At 74.2% G+C, this 14,811-nt stretch carries 12 protein-coding genes and 2 pseudogenes; 8 read left to right on the top strand and 6 right to left on the bottom strand.

Annotated features, from left to right (window positions below):
• Both K7787_RS15290 and K7787_RS15285 read right to left on the bottom strand, forming a co-directional pair.
• On the bottom strand, window positions 1-503 hold a 503-nt coding region (locus K7787_RS15290; protein WP_223001743.1), incomplete at its 3' end, for a hypothetical protein.
• Between the two features lie 361 nt (window positions 504-864).
• Window positions 865-2,067 carry a cysteine desulfurase-like protein gene (locus tag K7787_RS15285; RefSeq protein WP_223001742.1) on the bottom strand — a complete coding sequence of 401 codons (1,203 nt, stop codon included), beginning with the start codon at window positions 2,065-2,067 and terminating at the stop codon, window positions 865-867.
• A 330-nt stretch (window positions 2,068-2,397) separates the two neighbouring features.
• Here K7787_RS15285 and K7787_RS15280 point away from each other — a divergent pair, with 330 nt between their 5' ends.
• Window positions 2,398-2,730, top strand: a complete 333-nt coding sequence (locus tag K7787_RS15280) for a DUF3140 domain-containing protein (protein WP_009192429.1) — start codon at window positions 2,398-2,400, stop codon at window positions 2,728-2,730.
• A 14-nt stretch (window positions 2,731-2,744) separates the two neighbouring features.
• Here the strand turns inward: K7787_RS15280 and K7787_RS15275 are convergent, their stop codons facing one another.
• Entirely contained in the window at window positions 2,745-3,401 is a 657-nt protein-coding gene (locus K7787_RS15275; RefSeq protein WP_223001741.1) for a CoA transferase subunit B, read from the bottom strand.
• A 209-nt stretch (window positions 3,402-3,610) separates the two neighbouring features.
• A pseudogene (locus K7787_RS15270) lies at window positions 3,611-4,360 on the bottom strand (CoA transferase subunit A); the annotation flags it as partial.
• Window positions 4,361-4,714: 354 nt separating this feature from the next.
• On the opposite strand from K7787_RS15270, the gene K7787_RS15265 reads away from it, so the two are divergent.
• From K7787_RS15265 to K7787_RS15240, 6 genes are all read left to right on the top strand, one after another.
• The gene (locus K7787_RS15265; RefSeq protein WP_223001739.1) at window positions 4,715-5,947 is read left to right on the top strand and encodes a substrate-binding domain-containing protein; all 1,233 of its coding nucleotides are present in this window, start codon (window positions 4,715-4,717) and stop codon (window positions 5,945-5,947) included.
• A 4-nt stretch (window positions 5,948-5,951) separates the two neighbouring features.
• Window positions 5,952-6,770 (top strand): ABC transporter ATP-binding protein, encoded by an 819-nt coding sequence (locus K7787_RS15260; protein WP_019980033.1) that lies wholly within the window; start codon window positions 5,952-5,954, stop codon window positions 6,768-6,770.
• 143 nt (window positions 6,771-6,913) lie between these two features.
• Entirely contained in the window at window positions 6,914-7,702 is a 789-nt protein-coding gene (locus tag K7787_RS15255; protein WP_043262145.1) for an ABC transporter ATP-binding protein, read from the top strand.
• Window positions 7,702-8,589 (top strand): branched-chain amino acid ABC transporter permease, encoded by an 888-nt coding sequence (locus K7787_RS15250; protein ID WP_223001738.1) that lies wholly within the window; start codon window positions 7,702-7,704, stop codon window positions 8,587-8,589. Before K7787_RS15255 ends, K7787_RS15250 begins: the two co-directional genes overlap by 1 nt.
• Window positions 8,586-9,710, top strand: a complete 1,125-nt coding sequence (locus tag K7787_RS15245) for a branched-chain amino acid ABC transporter permease (RefSeq protein WP_239115908.1) — start codon at window positions 8,586-8,588, stop codon at window positions 9,708-9,710. The genes K7787_RS15250 and K7787_RS15245 overlap by 4 nt, the downstream gene beginning before the upstream one ends.
• A gap of 5 nt (window positions 9,711-9,715) precedes the next feature.
• Window positions 9,716-10,618, top strand: a complete 903-nt coding sequence (locus K7787_RS15240; protein WP_223001746.1) for an alpha/beta hydrolase — start codon at window positions 9,716-9,718, stop codon at window positions 10,616-10,618.
• Window positions 10,619-10,623: 5 nt separating this feature from the next.
• Here the strand turns inward: K7787_RS15240 and K7787_RS15235 are convergent, their stop codons facing one another.
• Together K7787_RS15235 and K7787_RS15230 are read right to left on the bottom strand one after the other, a co-directional pair.
• Window positions 10,624-12,582, bottom strand: coding sequence for a helix-turn-helix domain-containing protein (locus K7787_RS15235; protein ID WP_223001737.1), 1,959 nt, complete (start codon window positions 12,580-12,582; stop codon window positions 10,624-10,626).
• 348 nt (window positions 12,583-12,930) lie between these two features.
• Window positions 12,931-14,481: an MFS transporter gene (locus K7787_RS15230; protein WP_223001736.1), complete on the bottom strand. Its 1,551-nt coding sequence runs from the start codon at window positions 14,479-14,481 to the stop codon at window positions 12,931-12,933.
• Between the two features lie 177 nt (window positions 14,482-14,658).
• Between K7787_RS15230 and K7787_RS31760 the strand changes: the two are divergent.
• Window positions 14,659-14,802 (top strand): annotated as a pseudogene (locus tag K7787_RS31760) (IS5/IS1182 family transposase); the annotation flags it as partial.
• Window positions 14,803-14,811: the final 9 nt, after the last annotated feature.

Here is a 14,811-nt window from a genome sequence, read left to right as displayed (position 1 = left end):
TTGCAGTGGCTGCCCCGCTGCCACGGGGCCTTGGTGCCGGCGCAGACGGCCACCGCCACCCCCTGCACCGAGGAGTTGCCCCACTGGAAGTGCTTCGTCTTGCCGTTGCGGGGACCGGCGCCGGCCAGGGGGCCCGTCCACTCCCGCTTCCAGTGGCCGTTGATGAGCTTCTGGTACCGCACGTACACGTAGGCCTTCTGGCGGTCCGTCCGGGTGTCCTTGACGTAGGACGAGGAGTAGTCGATCCGGGCGTTGCGCCGGTTGTCCCAACACAGATGGAAGGCCGTGTACGCCCCGGACACACCGCCCCTGCGGTACTGGTGGTGCGGCCAGTTCCGGCCGCACTCCAGCCCGACGGCGGGCCGGGTGTGCCGCACGGCCGTGGCCGGCGAGGCGGTGTTCTGCGGCGCGGCGAGCGCGCTGCTCGCCGGTGCGAGCAGGGTCAGGCCGCTGCCCAGCAGCGCCGGGCCGGCCACCAGGGCGAGAGTCTTCCGGACGGACATGATGAGGTCCCCCTGTCTTTCGAACGGTTCGGTGTGCCACGCGAGGGGCGCGGAGGCCGCGCGACCGTCGGACGGCGGCGTGCCTCAGCAAACCTCGGACCCGGGGCGGTGAACAGCGACCGTATACGGGACTCGGTCAATGTGATGCGGCCGGTTTCATCGCCGTATGCGGGGAATGGCACGGCGTGTCGCTTCGGCGGCACCGATCCGGGGGGCCGGTGCGACGAGGGAGACGGCGACGGGGCCGGGCTCCCGGCCGTGAAAGGACCGGAAGTCCCGGCAGACGCCCGCAGGATCCTCACCCTGGCGGGTGATTCGCATGGTCAGCGCATTGACGCGTCGGCGGTGGAGCACGCCCGGTTCAGCGCTCCAGCGCCTCCAGCGCCGCCAGCAGCCGGTCCACGTCCTCCGCGCAGCTGTACGGCGCGAGCCCCACCCGTACGCCGCCCTCGTCGCCCAGACCGAGCCGCCGCGAGGCCTCCAGCGCGTAGAACGTACCGGCCGGGGCGTCGACGCCGTGGGCGGCCAGGTGCCGGGAGACCTCGGCCGACGGCAGGCCCGCCACCGTGAACAGCAGGGTCGGGGTGCGCCGCGCGGCCCGCGAGTACACGGTGATCCCGCCGATCTCCGCCAGCCCCCGTTCGATCCGCTCGCGCAGGGCGTCCTCGTGCTCCGCCAGCGCGGCGAACGAGGCCACCAGCCGCTCCCGGCGCGTGCCGCCCGCCCCCGGCGCCAGCTCCGCGAGGAAGTCCACCGCCGCGCGGGCGCCGGCCAGCAGCTCGTACGACAGCGTGCCCAGCTCGAACCGCTCCGGGACGGCGTCGCTGGAGGGCAGCAGCTTGTCCGGGCGCAGCGTCGCCAGGAACTCGGGCCGCGCCGCCAGCACCCCCAGGTGCGGACCGAGGAACTTGTACGGCGAGCACACCAGCGTGTCCGCGCCCAGGGCGGCCAGGTCCACGGCGGCGTGGGAGGCGTAGTGCACGGCGTCCACGTGCAGCAGCGCCCCCGCCTCGTGCGCCAGGGCGGCGATGGCCGGAAGGTCCGGGCGGGCGCCGATCAGGTTGGACGCCGCGGTGACCGCGACCAGCCGGGTGCGCGCGGAGAGCACCGCCGCCACGTGCTCCGGACGCAGCTCGCCGGTGGCCGGATCGAAGTCCGCCCAGCGCACCGAGGCGCCGACCGCCTCGGCCGCCTGGACCCAGGGCCGGATGTTCGAGTCGTGGTCCAGCCGGGTGACGACCACCTCGTCGCCCGGCCCCCAGCCCTTGGCCAGCGTCCGGGACAGGTCGTACGCCAGCTGGGTGGCGCTGCGCCCGAACACGACGCTCCGCGGCTCGGCGCCGAGCAGATCGGCGAGGGCGGCGCGGGCGTCGGCGACGGTGTCGTCCGCGTTGCGCTCGCCCTCGGTGGTGCGGCCCCGGTTGGCCAGCGGGCGGGACAGGGTCTCGGCGATGGCGTCGATGACCGGCTGGGGCGTCTGGGTGCCGCCGGGGGCGTCGAACCGTGCGGAGCCGGACTTCAGCGCGGGTATCCGCGCGCGGATCGCGTCGACGTCGAGGGCCATGGGAACTCCTGTCGGCTCGGGTGCCTGCGGGCGAGCGGGCGTCGGCGGGCGGGCGTCGGCCGGTACGGCCCTGAAGCCGGGCCGCCGCCGCGGGGACGGCCGCAGCGGAGCCGCGCGCGGGGCCGCGCCTGCCGCGCCTGCTACGTCAGCCACATCAGCCACATGATCGCAGCCCGGACGGGCCGACGACAGGGGTACCGGCGATCACCGCACCGCCCCCACCGCACGCCCCCCCGGGGGTCCGCGCGAGCTGCGGACCGCGCCCCGACCCCGCACGCTGGCTGAAGAGACCGACGGGACCAGAGGGACCATGAGGAGAAGCGAGGCGACGTGGACGACGACGAGCGCGAAGAGGTCCGGGAGGACTTCCGCGAGCTGGTGAACATGAAGCCGGCCCGGCTGGAGGAGTGGCTGGCGACCGACGCGTCGCGCGGCGCCGGTCAGCACAAGGACGGCGGGGAGTCCACCGGGCACGCCTCCGGCCGCCGGATCGTGGAGATCCTCCGGGCGAAGAAGGGCGACCTCACGGACGACGACTACGCCCACATGCGCAAGGTGAACGGCTACATCCGCCGGCACCTGGCCCAGCGGCCCTCGGGCGACGTCACGGACACCCGGTGGCGGCACTCCCTGATGAACTGGGGCCACGACCCGCTGGAATGAAGTCGCCCGCCGCGTCACCGCCGGCCGGTCACCGCCCCCTCGCCGAGCAGGAGTTCGGCGTCCGTGGCCTCCCGCACCCGCTCCACCGTGACGCCGGGAGCGGTCTCCGCCAGCCGCAGCCCCTCGGGTGTCACGTCGATGACGGCCAGGTCGGTGATGATCCGGTGGACGACGCGGCGGCCGGTGGCGGGCAGCGTCAGCTCCTCCACGATCTTCGATGAGCCGTCCTTGGCGGTGTGCTCCATGACCACGATCAGCCGGCGGGCGCCGTGGACCAGGTCCATCGCCCCGCCCATCCCCTTGACCATCTTCCCCGGGATCATCCAGTTGGCCAGGTCGCCCCGGGCCGACACCTGCATGCCGCCCAGCACGGACACGTCGATCCGGCCGGCCCGGATCATGCCGAAGGAGAACGCCGAGTCGAAGTAGGACGTGCCGGGGACGGTGGTCACCGTCTCCTTCCCGGCGTTGATCAGGTCGGGGTGCTCCTCGCCCTCGTACGGATACGGGCCGACGCCCAGGATGCCGTTCTCCGAGTGCAGCACCACGTGCACGCCCTCGGGCAGATGGTTGGGGATGAGCGTGGGCAGGCCGATGCCCAGGTTGACGTACTGGCCGTCGCGCAACTCCCGCGCGGCGCGGGCGGCGAGCTGGTCCCGGTCGAGCGGCATCGTCAGTTCTCCTCGGTGGCGGTACGGGGTGCGGCGGCGGTGGTGGAGCCGTCCGTGTCGGCGGTGGCGGGCGTGGCGCCCGCGGCGGGTGTCGCGGCCGTACGGGTGCGACCGTCCCCGCCCGCGGAAGCCCCGCTCGCCGAGGCATCGCCCGCGGAAGCCCCGCCCGCGGAGCCACCGCCCCCCGGACCGGCACCCGCCGGACGCGGGCGTACCGTACGCCGCTCGACACGTTTGTCGAGCGAGGTGTCGACGGCGACCACCCGGTCCACGTACACCCCCGGCAGATGGACGGCGTCCGGCGGCAACTCGCCCGCCTCCACGATGCGTTCGGCCTCGACCACGGTGACCCGGCCCGCCATCGCGCACAGCGGGTTGAAGTTGCGCGCCGCCGCGTGGAAGACGCAGTTGCCGTGCCGGTCGGCGACTTCGGCCCGTACCAGCGCGAAGTCGGCGGTGATGGCCTCCTCCAGCAGATGGCGGCGCTCGCCGAACTCCCGTACCTCCTTGGGCGGCGAGGCCACCGCCACGCTGCCGTCGGGGGCGTAGCGCCAGGGCAGGCCGCCCGTCTCGACCTGGGTGCCGACCCCGGCCGGGGTGTAGAACGCCGGGATGCCCGCGCCGCCGGCCCGCAGCCGCTCGGCGAGCGTGCCCTGCGGCGTCAGCTCCACCTCCAGCTCGCCCGCGAGGTACTGCCGGGCGAACTCCTTGTTCTCGCCCACGTAGGAGGAGGTCATCCGGGCGATCCGGCCGGCCCGCAGCAGCAGGCCCAGACCGTAGTCGTCCACCCCGCAGTTGTTGGACACCACCCGCAGCCCGGACGTGCCGGCCTCGACCAGCGCGCCGATCAGGGTCGACGGGATGCCGCACAGGCCGAAGCCGCCCACGGCGAGCACCGCGCCGTCGGGGACGTCCGCCACCGCCCGCGCGGCCGAGTCCACCACCTTGTCCATGCCGATTCCTTCCCCATCAAGATCTCCGTGCCGCCTGACGAAACGTCAAGGACCGTCGTACGCCCGCCGCGTGAGGCGCGGTTCCGGGCCGTGGCCGGCCGGCGCGTGACGGCCGGCCCGCGACGGAGGTCAGGCGGTCTCACGATGGCCGCCCCGGCCGGCACCGGCCATGTGTGCCGATGCCATGACCGGGCCGCCAGGAGCGGGTGCCGGCCACATGCCGTACGCGCCGCGCCGCTCCTATCGTTCCGGCCAACCACCCACCGCGTTCCCACCGCCGCGGGCTGCGGGACGCCGTTCCCCGGGAGGGACGGCGCCCGGCGGCGGCGTACGGGCGACACACCTCAGGAGCCGGCCATCATGCGTTCCCCAGCCATGCGCACCCTCAGAAGCAGATCCGTCTCGATGCTCACCCTGCTCGCCGCGGGCGCCCTGGTCGCCGGCTGCTCCTCGGCGGGCACCGCCGGCACATCCACCGCCGGCGACAAGGCGTCGGACCCGGTCAAGGTCGGGCTGGTCTACTCCCGCAGCGGGCTGCTCGCCGCCTACGGCAAGCAGTACGAGGAGGGCTTCAAGGCGGGCCTCGCGTACGCCACGCACGGCACCGACAAGGCCGGCGGGCATCCGATCGAGGTCACCGAGCAGGACGACGCGGGCGACCCGGCGAAGGCCGTCGCCGCGACCAAGACCCTGGTCGGCAAGGGCTACAAGATCATCGCCGGGACCACCGACTCCGGGGTGGCGCTCCAGATGGCGCCGCTGGCCGCGCAGAACAAGGTGCTCTACGTCAGCGGCCCCGCCGCCACCGACGCGGTCACCGGCGTCAACGCCTACACCTTCCGCTCCGGCCGCCAGTCCTACCAGGACACCCTGACCGCCGGGTCGCTGCTCGGCGATCCCCGGGGCAAGAAGGTCACCGTGCTCGCGCAGAACTCGGCGTTCGGGCAGGCCAACGTCGCCGCGGTGAAGGCCGTGCTCGGCGCGAAGGGCGCGAAGGTCGAATCCGTGCTGGCCCCGCCGAGCGCCACCGACCTCACGCCGTTCGCCCGGCAGGCCAAGGCCGGCAAGCCGGACCTGGTGTTCGTGGCGTGGGCGGGCGCCACCGCCCCCGCGCTGTGGACCGCACTCGACCAGCAGGGTGTGCTGGACGCGGGGAAGGTGGTCACCGGGCTGGCCGGCACCGCCTCGTACCCGATCTTCGGCTCGGCCGGCTCCAAGGTGTCCTTCCTCGCCCACTACTTCCCGGGCGCCGGCGGCGGCAACCCGGTGGAGAAGGCGATGCTCGACGGCATCACCAAGGCGGGCGGCACCCCCGACCTGTTCAGCCCGGACGGCTTCACCGCCGCCCAGATGATCGTGCACGCCATCGAGTCCGGCAGCGCCACCGACACCTCCGCCATGGTCAAAGCGCTGGAGGGCTGGAGCTTCGACGGGCCCAAGGGCAAGGAGCAGATCCGCGCCGAGGACCACGCCCTGCTCCAGCCCATGTTCACGGCCAAGCTGAAGGGCACGGGCGCGGCCGCCCAGCCGCAGCTGGTCTCCGACGTTCCCTCGGCGGCCGTCGCGCCCCCGGTGAAGAAGGCGGTGGGCTGAGCAGATGACCTCCCCGAACACGGCGCCGCCGAGCGCCGACGGGGCCCCGGCCGCCGGTGAGGCCCCCGCCTCCCCGGCGCCCGCGCCCGTGCTCGCCCTGCGCGACATCGGCTGGACGGTCGGCGGCGCCACCATCGTCGACTCCGTCACCTTCGACGTCCGCGAGGGCGAGTTCCTCGCCTTCATCGGTCCCAACGGGGCAGGTAAATCCTCCCTGTTCAACCTGATCAGCGGCATCAACCCGGCCACCCGCGGCACGATCGAGCTGGACGGCGCCGACATCACCGCCGAGGCCGCCTACGCCCGGGCCCGGCGCGGCCTCGGCCGCACCTTCCAGACCTCCAGCCTGTGGCCCGGCATGACGGTCGCCGACCATGTGCGCCTGGCCGCCCAGGCGGCCGGCGGCGGCTCGTACCGGGTGTGGCGGCGCGCCGACCCCTACACCGACCAGGTCACCCGCGTCCTCGCGCGCACCGAGCTGACCCACCGCGCAGACACCCCCGCCGACTCCCTCTCGCACGGCGAGAAACGCAAACTGGAACTCGCGGTCCTGCTCGTCGGCGAACCCCGCCTCATGCTGCTGGACGAGCCGATGGCCGGGGTGAGCGCCGAGGAGGTGCCCGCGCTGACCGAGCTGATCCGCTCGCTGCACCGCGAGGAGGGCCGCACCGTGCTCATGGTCGAGCACCACATGGACGTGCTGCTCGGCCTGGCCGACCGGCTCGCCGTGATGCACCACGGCACGCTGCTCGCCCTGGACGCACCCGCCGCCGTGATGGCCGACCCCACCGTGCAGCAGGCCTACCTCGGGGAGGCCCTGTGAACACCCCGGCGGAACCACATGCGCACACCTTCGCGACGCCACCTGCGCACCCCTCCGCGGAGCTTCCCGCGCACACCCCCGCAAAGTCCTCCGCGCACACCCCCGCCGCGCCCGCCGGGAAGACCGCGCCGCCCCTGCTGACCGTGCGCGACCTGCGCGTCGTCATCGGCGGCCGGCACATCCTGCACGGCGTCGACCTCGACGTGGCGGCGAGCGGCACCACCGCCCTGCTCGGCCGCAACGGCGCCGGCAAGACCACCACCGTGCGCGGCATCCTGGGCCTCGTCCCGCGCACCGGCAGCGTACGGCTCGACGGCGAGGAGACGGTACGCCTGGCCACCCACGCCCTGGTCCGCCGGGGAGTGGGCTACGCCCCCGAGGACCGAGGCGTGTTCGCCGCGCTCACCGTCGCCGAGAACCTGCGCCTGGCCGAGCGGCCCGGGGCCGGCGAACCGGCGTACGACCTGGTCCACGAGCTCTTCCCGGAGCTGAAGCAGCGCGCCCGCCAGGCGGCCGGCACCCTCTCCGGCGGCCAGCAGCAGATGGTCGCCATCGCCCGCACCCTGCTCAACGGCAACCGGATCGTCATCGCCGACGAACCCACCAAGGGCCTGGCGCCCAAGGTGGTCACCGAGGTCACCCGGGTCCTGGAGCGCGCCGCCGAGGCCGTGCCCGTGCTGCTGGTGGAGCAGAACCTCGCCGTGGTGCGCCGCCTCGCCCGGCACTGCGCCGTGCTCGCCGACGGCCGCACCGCGCACCACGGCCCCGCCGCCGAACTCCTCGCCGACCCCGACGCCACCCGCCGCCTCCTCGGCGTCGGCCGAGGCGGCCACGGGACCGGGACCCGCGCAGAGCGGGGGCACACCGGCACCACCGCACCAGAACACACCGCGGCGCACCCCGCCGCCCGGACCGCGGAGGCGGACGCCTGATGTCCACCGTCGTTCTGCTCACCCTGACCGGACTCGGCCTGGGCGCGCTGTATTTCCTGGTCGCCTCGGGCCTCTCGCTCATCTTCGGCCTGATGGACGTGCTCAACTTCGCGCACGGCGCGCTGATGTCGGCCGGCGCGTACGGCACGTGGTGGGCCGCCTCCGGCCATCTGCCCGGCGCCGGTTCCGGCGGCTTCGGCTTCGTCCTCGCGGTCGTCTTCGGCACCGCCGTCGGCACCCTCGCCGCGGTCCTGCTCGAACTCGCCGTCATCCGGCCTCTCTACACCCGCCCGCGCGAGCAGATCCTCGCCACGGTCGGCGTCGGACTGGCCGTACCGGCGCTGCTGTCCGCGATCTGGGGCGCCGACGCCCGGCCCTTCCTCGGACCGGAGGCGCTGGCCGGCACGTTCGGGCTGCTCGGTGCCGAAGTGCCGTTGAACGGGCTGGTGTTGATCGCCGCCGCCGTGGTGGTCCTCGTCGCGCTCAAGCTGTTCCTCGGCCGCACCCGGCACGGCCTGGTCGTCCGCGCGGGCGTCGAGGACCGGGCCATGGTCACCGCCCTCGGCATCGACGTACGCAAGGCCTTCACCCTGGTCTTCGCCATCGGCGGGGCCGCAGCGGCCCTCGGCGGCGCCATCGGCGGCCTCTACTTCGGCTCCGTCGACCCCGAACAGGGCACCTCGCTGCTGATCTTCGCCTTCGTGGTCGTCGTCATGGGCGGCATGGGCTCGCTCACCGGCGCCGCACTGGCCTCCGTCGCCGTGGGCCTCGTCCAGCAGTTCGCCAACTACTACACCAGCGCCGGACTCGGCGACCTCGCCGTCGTCGTCCTGCTCGCCGCCCTGCTGCTCGTCCGGCCGCGTGGGCTGACCGGGAGACTCGCATGACCACCGCCACCCAGCCGCGCGGCGAGACCCGCACGGCGGACCGCCCCTTCGGCCCGCACACCGGGCCGCTGCGCCGCGCCACCCGCTGGTGGCCGGCCCTGCTGCTGGTGGTCCTGTTCATCGCCCCCTACAGCGCGCTGCCGCTGCCCGGCCTGCTGGACGGCCCGATCGGCAGCCCCGGCAACCTCCAACTCCTGGCCCTCTGCCTGGTCTTCGGCGCCCTGGCCACCGGCTACGACCTGCTGCTCGGCCGCACCGGACTGCTCTCCTTCGGCCACGCCCTCTACTTCGCCGCCGGCGCCTATGTCACGAACACCGTCATGCTGGAGGCGGGCCTGCCGTTCGCCCTCGCCGCACTGCTCGGCCTGCTCGCCGGCGTCGCGCTGTCCGCACTGCTGGGCGCGGTCAGCCTGCGGGTGAGCGGCATCGGGTTCTCCATGGTGACCCTCGCCTTCGCGCAGGCCGGCTCGATCCTCGTGCAGCGCGACCCGGGCGGCGTCACCGGCGGCGAGGAGGGCCGCGCCGCTCCCGCCGACAAGATGCCCGCCGCGCTCGTCGGCATCGACCACACCGCCAACCTGTACTGGATCGCCCTGGCCTACCTCGTCGTGGTGCTCGCCGTCGTGCACTGGGCGGTCCGCTCGCCCACCGGCCGGGTCTGGGAGGGCATCAAGGAGAACGAGCGCCGGGTGGAGGTCCTGGGCCTGCGCCCGTACGGCTTCAAGCTGACCGCCTTCGTCCTGGCCGGGGCCCTCGCCGCGCTCGGCGGCATCGTCTACCTGCTGCTGACCGGCGGCGCCACCCCGCAGACCACCACCTCCGACTTCACCCTGTCGCTGCTGGTGATGGTCGTCCTCGGCGGCTCCGGCACCCGCTGGGGACCCATGGCCGGCGGCATCCTCTACACCTGGGCCGACCACCGGCTCGGCGACCTGGCCAACTCCGGCGCCGTCGCCGGCCTGCCCGCCGTGCTGCGGGTGCCGCTGTCCCAGCCGCTGTTCCTGCTCGGCGCGCTGTTCGTCGCGGTGATATACCTGCTGCCCGGCGGCATGGCCCGGCTCCCGGCGCGCCTGCGCGCCGCCCGCACCACCACGGCCCGCGAGGAGGCGACCGACGCGTGAGCGACATGACGGAACTGGACTGCGCACCGCCCGAGGAACTGCGGGTGCCGGTATCCGGCGGCGAGCTGGCCGTGCTGCGCTGGCCGGCCGCCGCCCCCGGCGCACCGGTCGTGCTGGCCCTGCACGGCATCACCGCCAACGGCCTGAGCTGGGCCCGGGTCGCCCACCACCTGGCCGGCCGCGCCACCTTGGTCGCGCCCGACCTGCGCGGCCGGGGTGGCAGCGGCGAACTCCCCGGCCCGTACGGCATCGCGGCGCACGCCGACGACATGGCCGCCGTGGTGAAGGAACTCGGTCTGGGCCGGGTGGTGCTGACCGGCCACTCCATGGGCGCGTTCACCGCGGCCCTGACCGCCGTGCGCCACCCCGGCCTGGTCTCCGGCCTGCTGCTGGTCGACGGCGGCGTGGGCTTCCCCGTCCCCACCGGCATGGACCCCGACGAACTGATCACCGCGGTCATCGGCCCGGCCATGCGACGCCTGTCGATGACCTTCCCGGACCGGGACGCCTACCGCGCGTTCTGGCAGAGCCACCCGGCGTTCGCCGAGGCGTGGTCGCCGTGGGTGGACGCGTACATCCAGCGCGATCTGGTCGGCGCGGAACCGGAGTTGCGCTCCTCCTGCCGGATCGAGGCCGTACGGGTCGACGGCATCGACCAGCTCGGCGAGCAGGTGCTCGGCGCGGTCCACCGGCTGCCCCGCCCCACCGTCCTGCTGTGGGCCGAACGCGGCCTGATGGACGAGCCGCAGGGCCTGTACGACGAACAGCGCCTGGCCGCCGCGCAGCTCGACCCGCACCTGGTCCGGCCGGAGCGCGTACCCGGCGTCAACCACTACACGATCCTGGTGGGCGACGAGGGCGCACACCTGGTGGCCCGCCGCCTGCTGACCGAGGCGGGGCTGGCGTAGCGGCTCTAGCTAGCAGTCAACAGATAGAGCCGTAGGGCGAGTTGCAGCTCCAGCGCCCGCTCCGGGCTGTTCCAGTCGGGACCCAGCAGGGTCTGCACCCGGTCCAGCCGCTGCACGACGGTGTTGATGTGCACGTGCAGTTCGTCCTTCGCCCGGGTCAGGCTCCCGCCGCAGCCGAAGTAGGCGTGCAGGGTGTGGACGAGCTGGGTGCCGCGCTGGGCGTCGTAGTCCAGCAGCGGTCCGAGGGTGGCCGTGACAAAACCGTCCACGTCGTGGTCCTTGCCCAACAGCACCCCGAGGAAACCGAGTTCGGCGGCGCACGCACCGGTCCCGTCGCGGCCGAGGACCCGCAGCGCCCGCAGACAGCGCGCGGCCTCGGCGTACGCGTCCGCGATGGCCCGGGGCCCGGCGGCAGGCCCCGCGCCGGCCACCGTGACCGGGGCGCCGACCAGTTGGGTGAGCTGCCCGGCGGCGGCGCGGGCCGCCTCCCCCGGACCGCCGTCCCCGCAGGGCAGCAACAGCACGGAGGCGCCCGCGTGTTCGGCGCTCACGCTGCCGCTGCCGAACAGGTACTGCACGGCGGCCCCGGCCAGCCGCTCCCGGACGGCGGCGCCGGCCTCGGCGACCAGCAGGAGATGGGGCCGGTTCAGATCGACGCCGAGCCGGCGGCCCCGGTCCACCAGGCCGACGGGGTCCCGGTCGGGCGCGGTGAGCAGATCGGTCATCAGGTCGCCGCGTACCCGGTTCTCGGTCTCGGCCACCGAACGCCGCAGCAGGAGCAGCAGCGCGGTGACGACACCGCTGCGCTCGAACAGCCGCCGGTCGGGGCCTTCGAGGTCGGGCCGCCCGTGCAGCACCAGGCTGCCCAGCAGCTCCTGCCCGGCCAGTACGGCGCACACCCAGCGCCCGTCGCGGAACACCGCGTGGGCGGCGGCCCGCGACTCCTCGGCGGCGGCGACCAGCGCGGCGGCGGCGTCCGCGCCCGCGGCACTCCCGGAACCCGAGGCCTGGGCGTCCCCGCCGCTCTCGCGGGCGGTGGAGCTGAGCGGCCATCCGCCGCTGTCGTGGACGGTGACCTCGCCCTCCAGGAGACCGGCGACCGCGGCGGCCACCTCCGGGACGTCGCCGCCGCGCAGCACCAGATCGGTGAGCCGGTCGTGGGACTCCTCGGCGCGCTGCATGGCGGCGGAGTGCTCCCGGATCACGGCGTTGGCCTCGGCGAGTTCGGCGAGCGCGGCCCGCGCGTCGGCCATGGCCTTGGCGGTGTCGATGGCGATGGCGGCGTGGTCGGCCAGCGAGCACAGCAGCGCGACCTCGTCGGGGGAGAAGGTGCGGGGCGCGCGGTCGGCGGCGAACAGCGCGCCGATGACCTTGCCGCCGCTGCCCGAACCCAGCAGCAGCGGCACACCCAGGATGGCGACCAGGCCCTCGTCCAGGACACCGGCGTCGATGCTGCCGGTGTGGTGGAAGCGCTCGTCGGTGCGGTAGTCGGGGGAGGCGTAGGGGCGGGCGGTCTGCGCGACCAGACCGCCGAGGCCCTCGCCGAGCTGGAGCCGCAGATTCTGGAACAGCTCGGACACCGAACCGTCGGTCACCCGCATGTAGGTGTCCCCGGCCGCCTCGTCGGGGAGGGTGAGGTAGGCCGTGTCGGTGCCGAGCAGCATCCTGGCGCGGCGCACGATCGAGCGCAGCACGGCGTCGAGGTCGCGCAGCGCCGCGAGGTCCCCGGCGGTGTCGAAGAGCGCGGTCAGCTCCGCCTCCCGCCGCCGGTGCTGGCGCAGGGTGCCGCGCACGCGCAGCGCCGCGGCGGCGGCCTGCTCGACCTCCGCGACGTCCCGGGCGTCCGCGCCGCCGCGCCGCGCCTCGGCGGCGACGGCGCCGAAGTCCTCGGGCGGGGCGTCGGAGGCGAGCAGTTCGAGCAGCCGGCGCAGATGGGGCACGACGGAGGGGTTCTTCTCAGGCATGGGCGGACCGTAGTCGGGAGAGGGCAGGTGTGGGGAGGGGGGAGACGGCGGGGGTGGCCGGGGAACCCGGCGGAGCGGGGGCCGGGAGACCGCGGAGGAACCGGTGGGCAGGGGCCCGGATACCGGCGGAGGAAGCGGTGCAGAAAGCGGTGCAGAAAGCGGTGGAGGAGTCGGCGAAGGAGCCCGCGGACCGGGTGGAGGCGTCGGCGAAGGAGCCCGCGGACCGGGTGGAAGACCCGGTGGACGCGGCCCACCCCGGCCGCCGCCGGCCGACGGGGGCGGGCCGACGGGGCGGACCGGTGGGCCGCTGCGGTGGCCGCCGAGGTGGGGTAGACACGCGGGCGGGCGTCAACTGGACGCGGCGGCCTGCTGACCGGCGTCCGGGACCTGGCCGGTACCCGGGACCTGACCGGTACCCGGGACCTGACCGGTAGCCGGGACCTGACCGGTACCCGAGGCCTGACCGGCATCCGGGACCCGGCTGGCGTCGGAGACCGCGCCCGCACCCTTGGCCACGCCCGCATCCTGGGCCACGCCCGCACCCTGGGCCGTTCGCGACGCACCCTCACCGGCGGGTTCGACGGCGGCCAGATCACGGCCGCGGGTCTCCCGGGCGACGGCCACGGCGACCACGGTGATCACGGCGGACAGGCCGACGTACACCGAGATCGGCACGGAGCTGCCGTAGGAGCTGAGCAGGGCGGTGGCGATGAGCGGGGCGGGCGCGCCGGCGGCCACCGAGGAGAGCTGCGCGCCGATGGAGGCGCCGGTGTAGCGCATCCGGGTGGCGAACAGCTCGGAGAAGAAGGCGGCCTGCGGGGCGTACATGGCGCTGTGGAAGACGAGACCGACGGTGACGGCGAGGACGAGCGCGGGGAAGGACTTGGTGTCCAGCAGCCCGAAGAAGGCCCAGGACCAGGCGCCGACGCCGACCGCGCCCACGAGGTAGACCGGCTTGCGGCCGACCTTGTCGGACAGGGCGCCGAACAGCGGGATCAGGCAGAACTGCACGGCCGAGCCGATCAGTACGGCGTTGAGGGCGGTCTGCTTGCCGAGGTCGAGGTGTTCGACGCAGTAGGTGAGGACGAAGGCGGTGATGACGTAGTACGAGATGTTCTCGGCCATCCGGGCGCCCATCGCGACCAGCACGTCACGCCAGTGGTTGCGCAGCACGGCGACGAAGGGCAATTGGTCGGCCTTCTGCCGCGCCTTGCGCTGCTCGGCCTTGGCGAGCGCGGCCTTGAACAGCGGCGACTCGTCGACGGACAGCCGGATCCACAGCCCGATCATGACGAGCACGGCGGAGAGCAGGAACGGCACGCGCCAGCCCCAGGAGTTGAACGCGTCGTCGCTGAGCGTCCCGGTCATCAGGGAGAGGACGCCGACGGCGACCAGGTTGCCGGCGGGGGCGCCGCCCTGCGGCCAGGAGGCCCAGAACCCGCGCCGCCGGGCGTCACCGTGCTCGGACACGAGCAGCACAGCCCCGCCCCACTCGCCGCCGAGCGCGAAGCCCTGGACCAGCCGCAGGGTGGTGAGCAGCAGCGGGGCGGCGACGCCGATGGTGTCGTAGCCGGGCACGCAGCCGATCAGGGCGGTGGAGCCGCCCATCATCAACAGGCTGATGACCAGCAGTTTCTTACGCCCGACCCGGTCGCCGAAGTGCCCGAACACCACGGCGCCGAGCGGCCGCGCGGCGAACCCGATGGCGTAGGTGAGGAAGGAGAGCAGCGTCCCGGTCAGCGGATCGGAGTCGGGGAAGAACACCCGCCCGAACACCAGCGCGGCGGCGGACCCGTAGAGGAAGTAGTCGTACCACTCGATGGTGGTCCCGATGAGGGACGCAGCGACGATGCGCTTGAGGCTGGCGGGGGCTGGCGGAGCGGCTGAGGGCGACGACATCGGCACCACTTCCTGGCGTGTAACGGGGACGTTTACGTGTCGCCACACGGTAGGAACGGGCAGGTGGGAGGCGTATGTGATGGGACACCATAGTTTCGGGCCGGGGGGTGCGGGTGCCCACCATGGGGGCGGCCGGAAGCCGCGCGGACGACACGGTCACGTGCCGCGCGGGATGGCGAGTCCACCGCCCGCGCCTACGCCGGCGCAGTCACCCGCCCGTGCGCCCAACCCGCGCCAGATCCGCTGAAGGTCCTGTGCGAGGCCGCCCCTGACTTCGTCCTGCTGGGCGGCCCCCTCGCCGAGTGCGATCGGGTCGGCGACTGACGCGCG

It is taken from the genome of Streptomyces sennicomposti, from assembly GCF_019890635.1.
Taxonomy (GTDB): domain Bacteria; phylum Actinomycetota; class Actinomycetes; order Streptomycetales; family Streptomycetaceae; genus Streptomyces; species Streptomyces sennicomposti.
The sequence above is the reverse complement of the archived record's forward strand: the minus strand, read 5'-3'. Positions and strand labels throughout refer to the sequence as shown.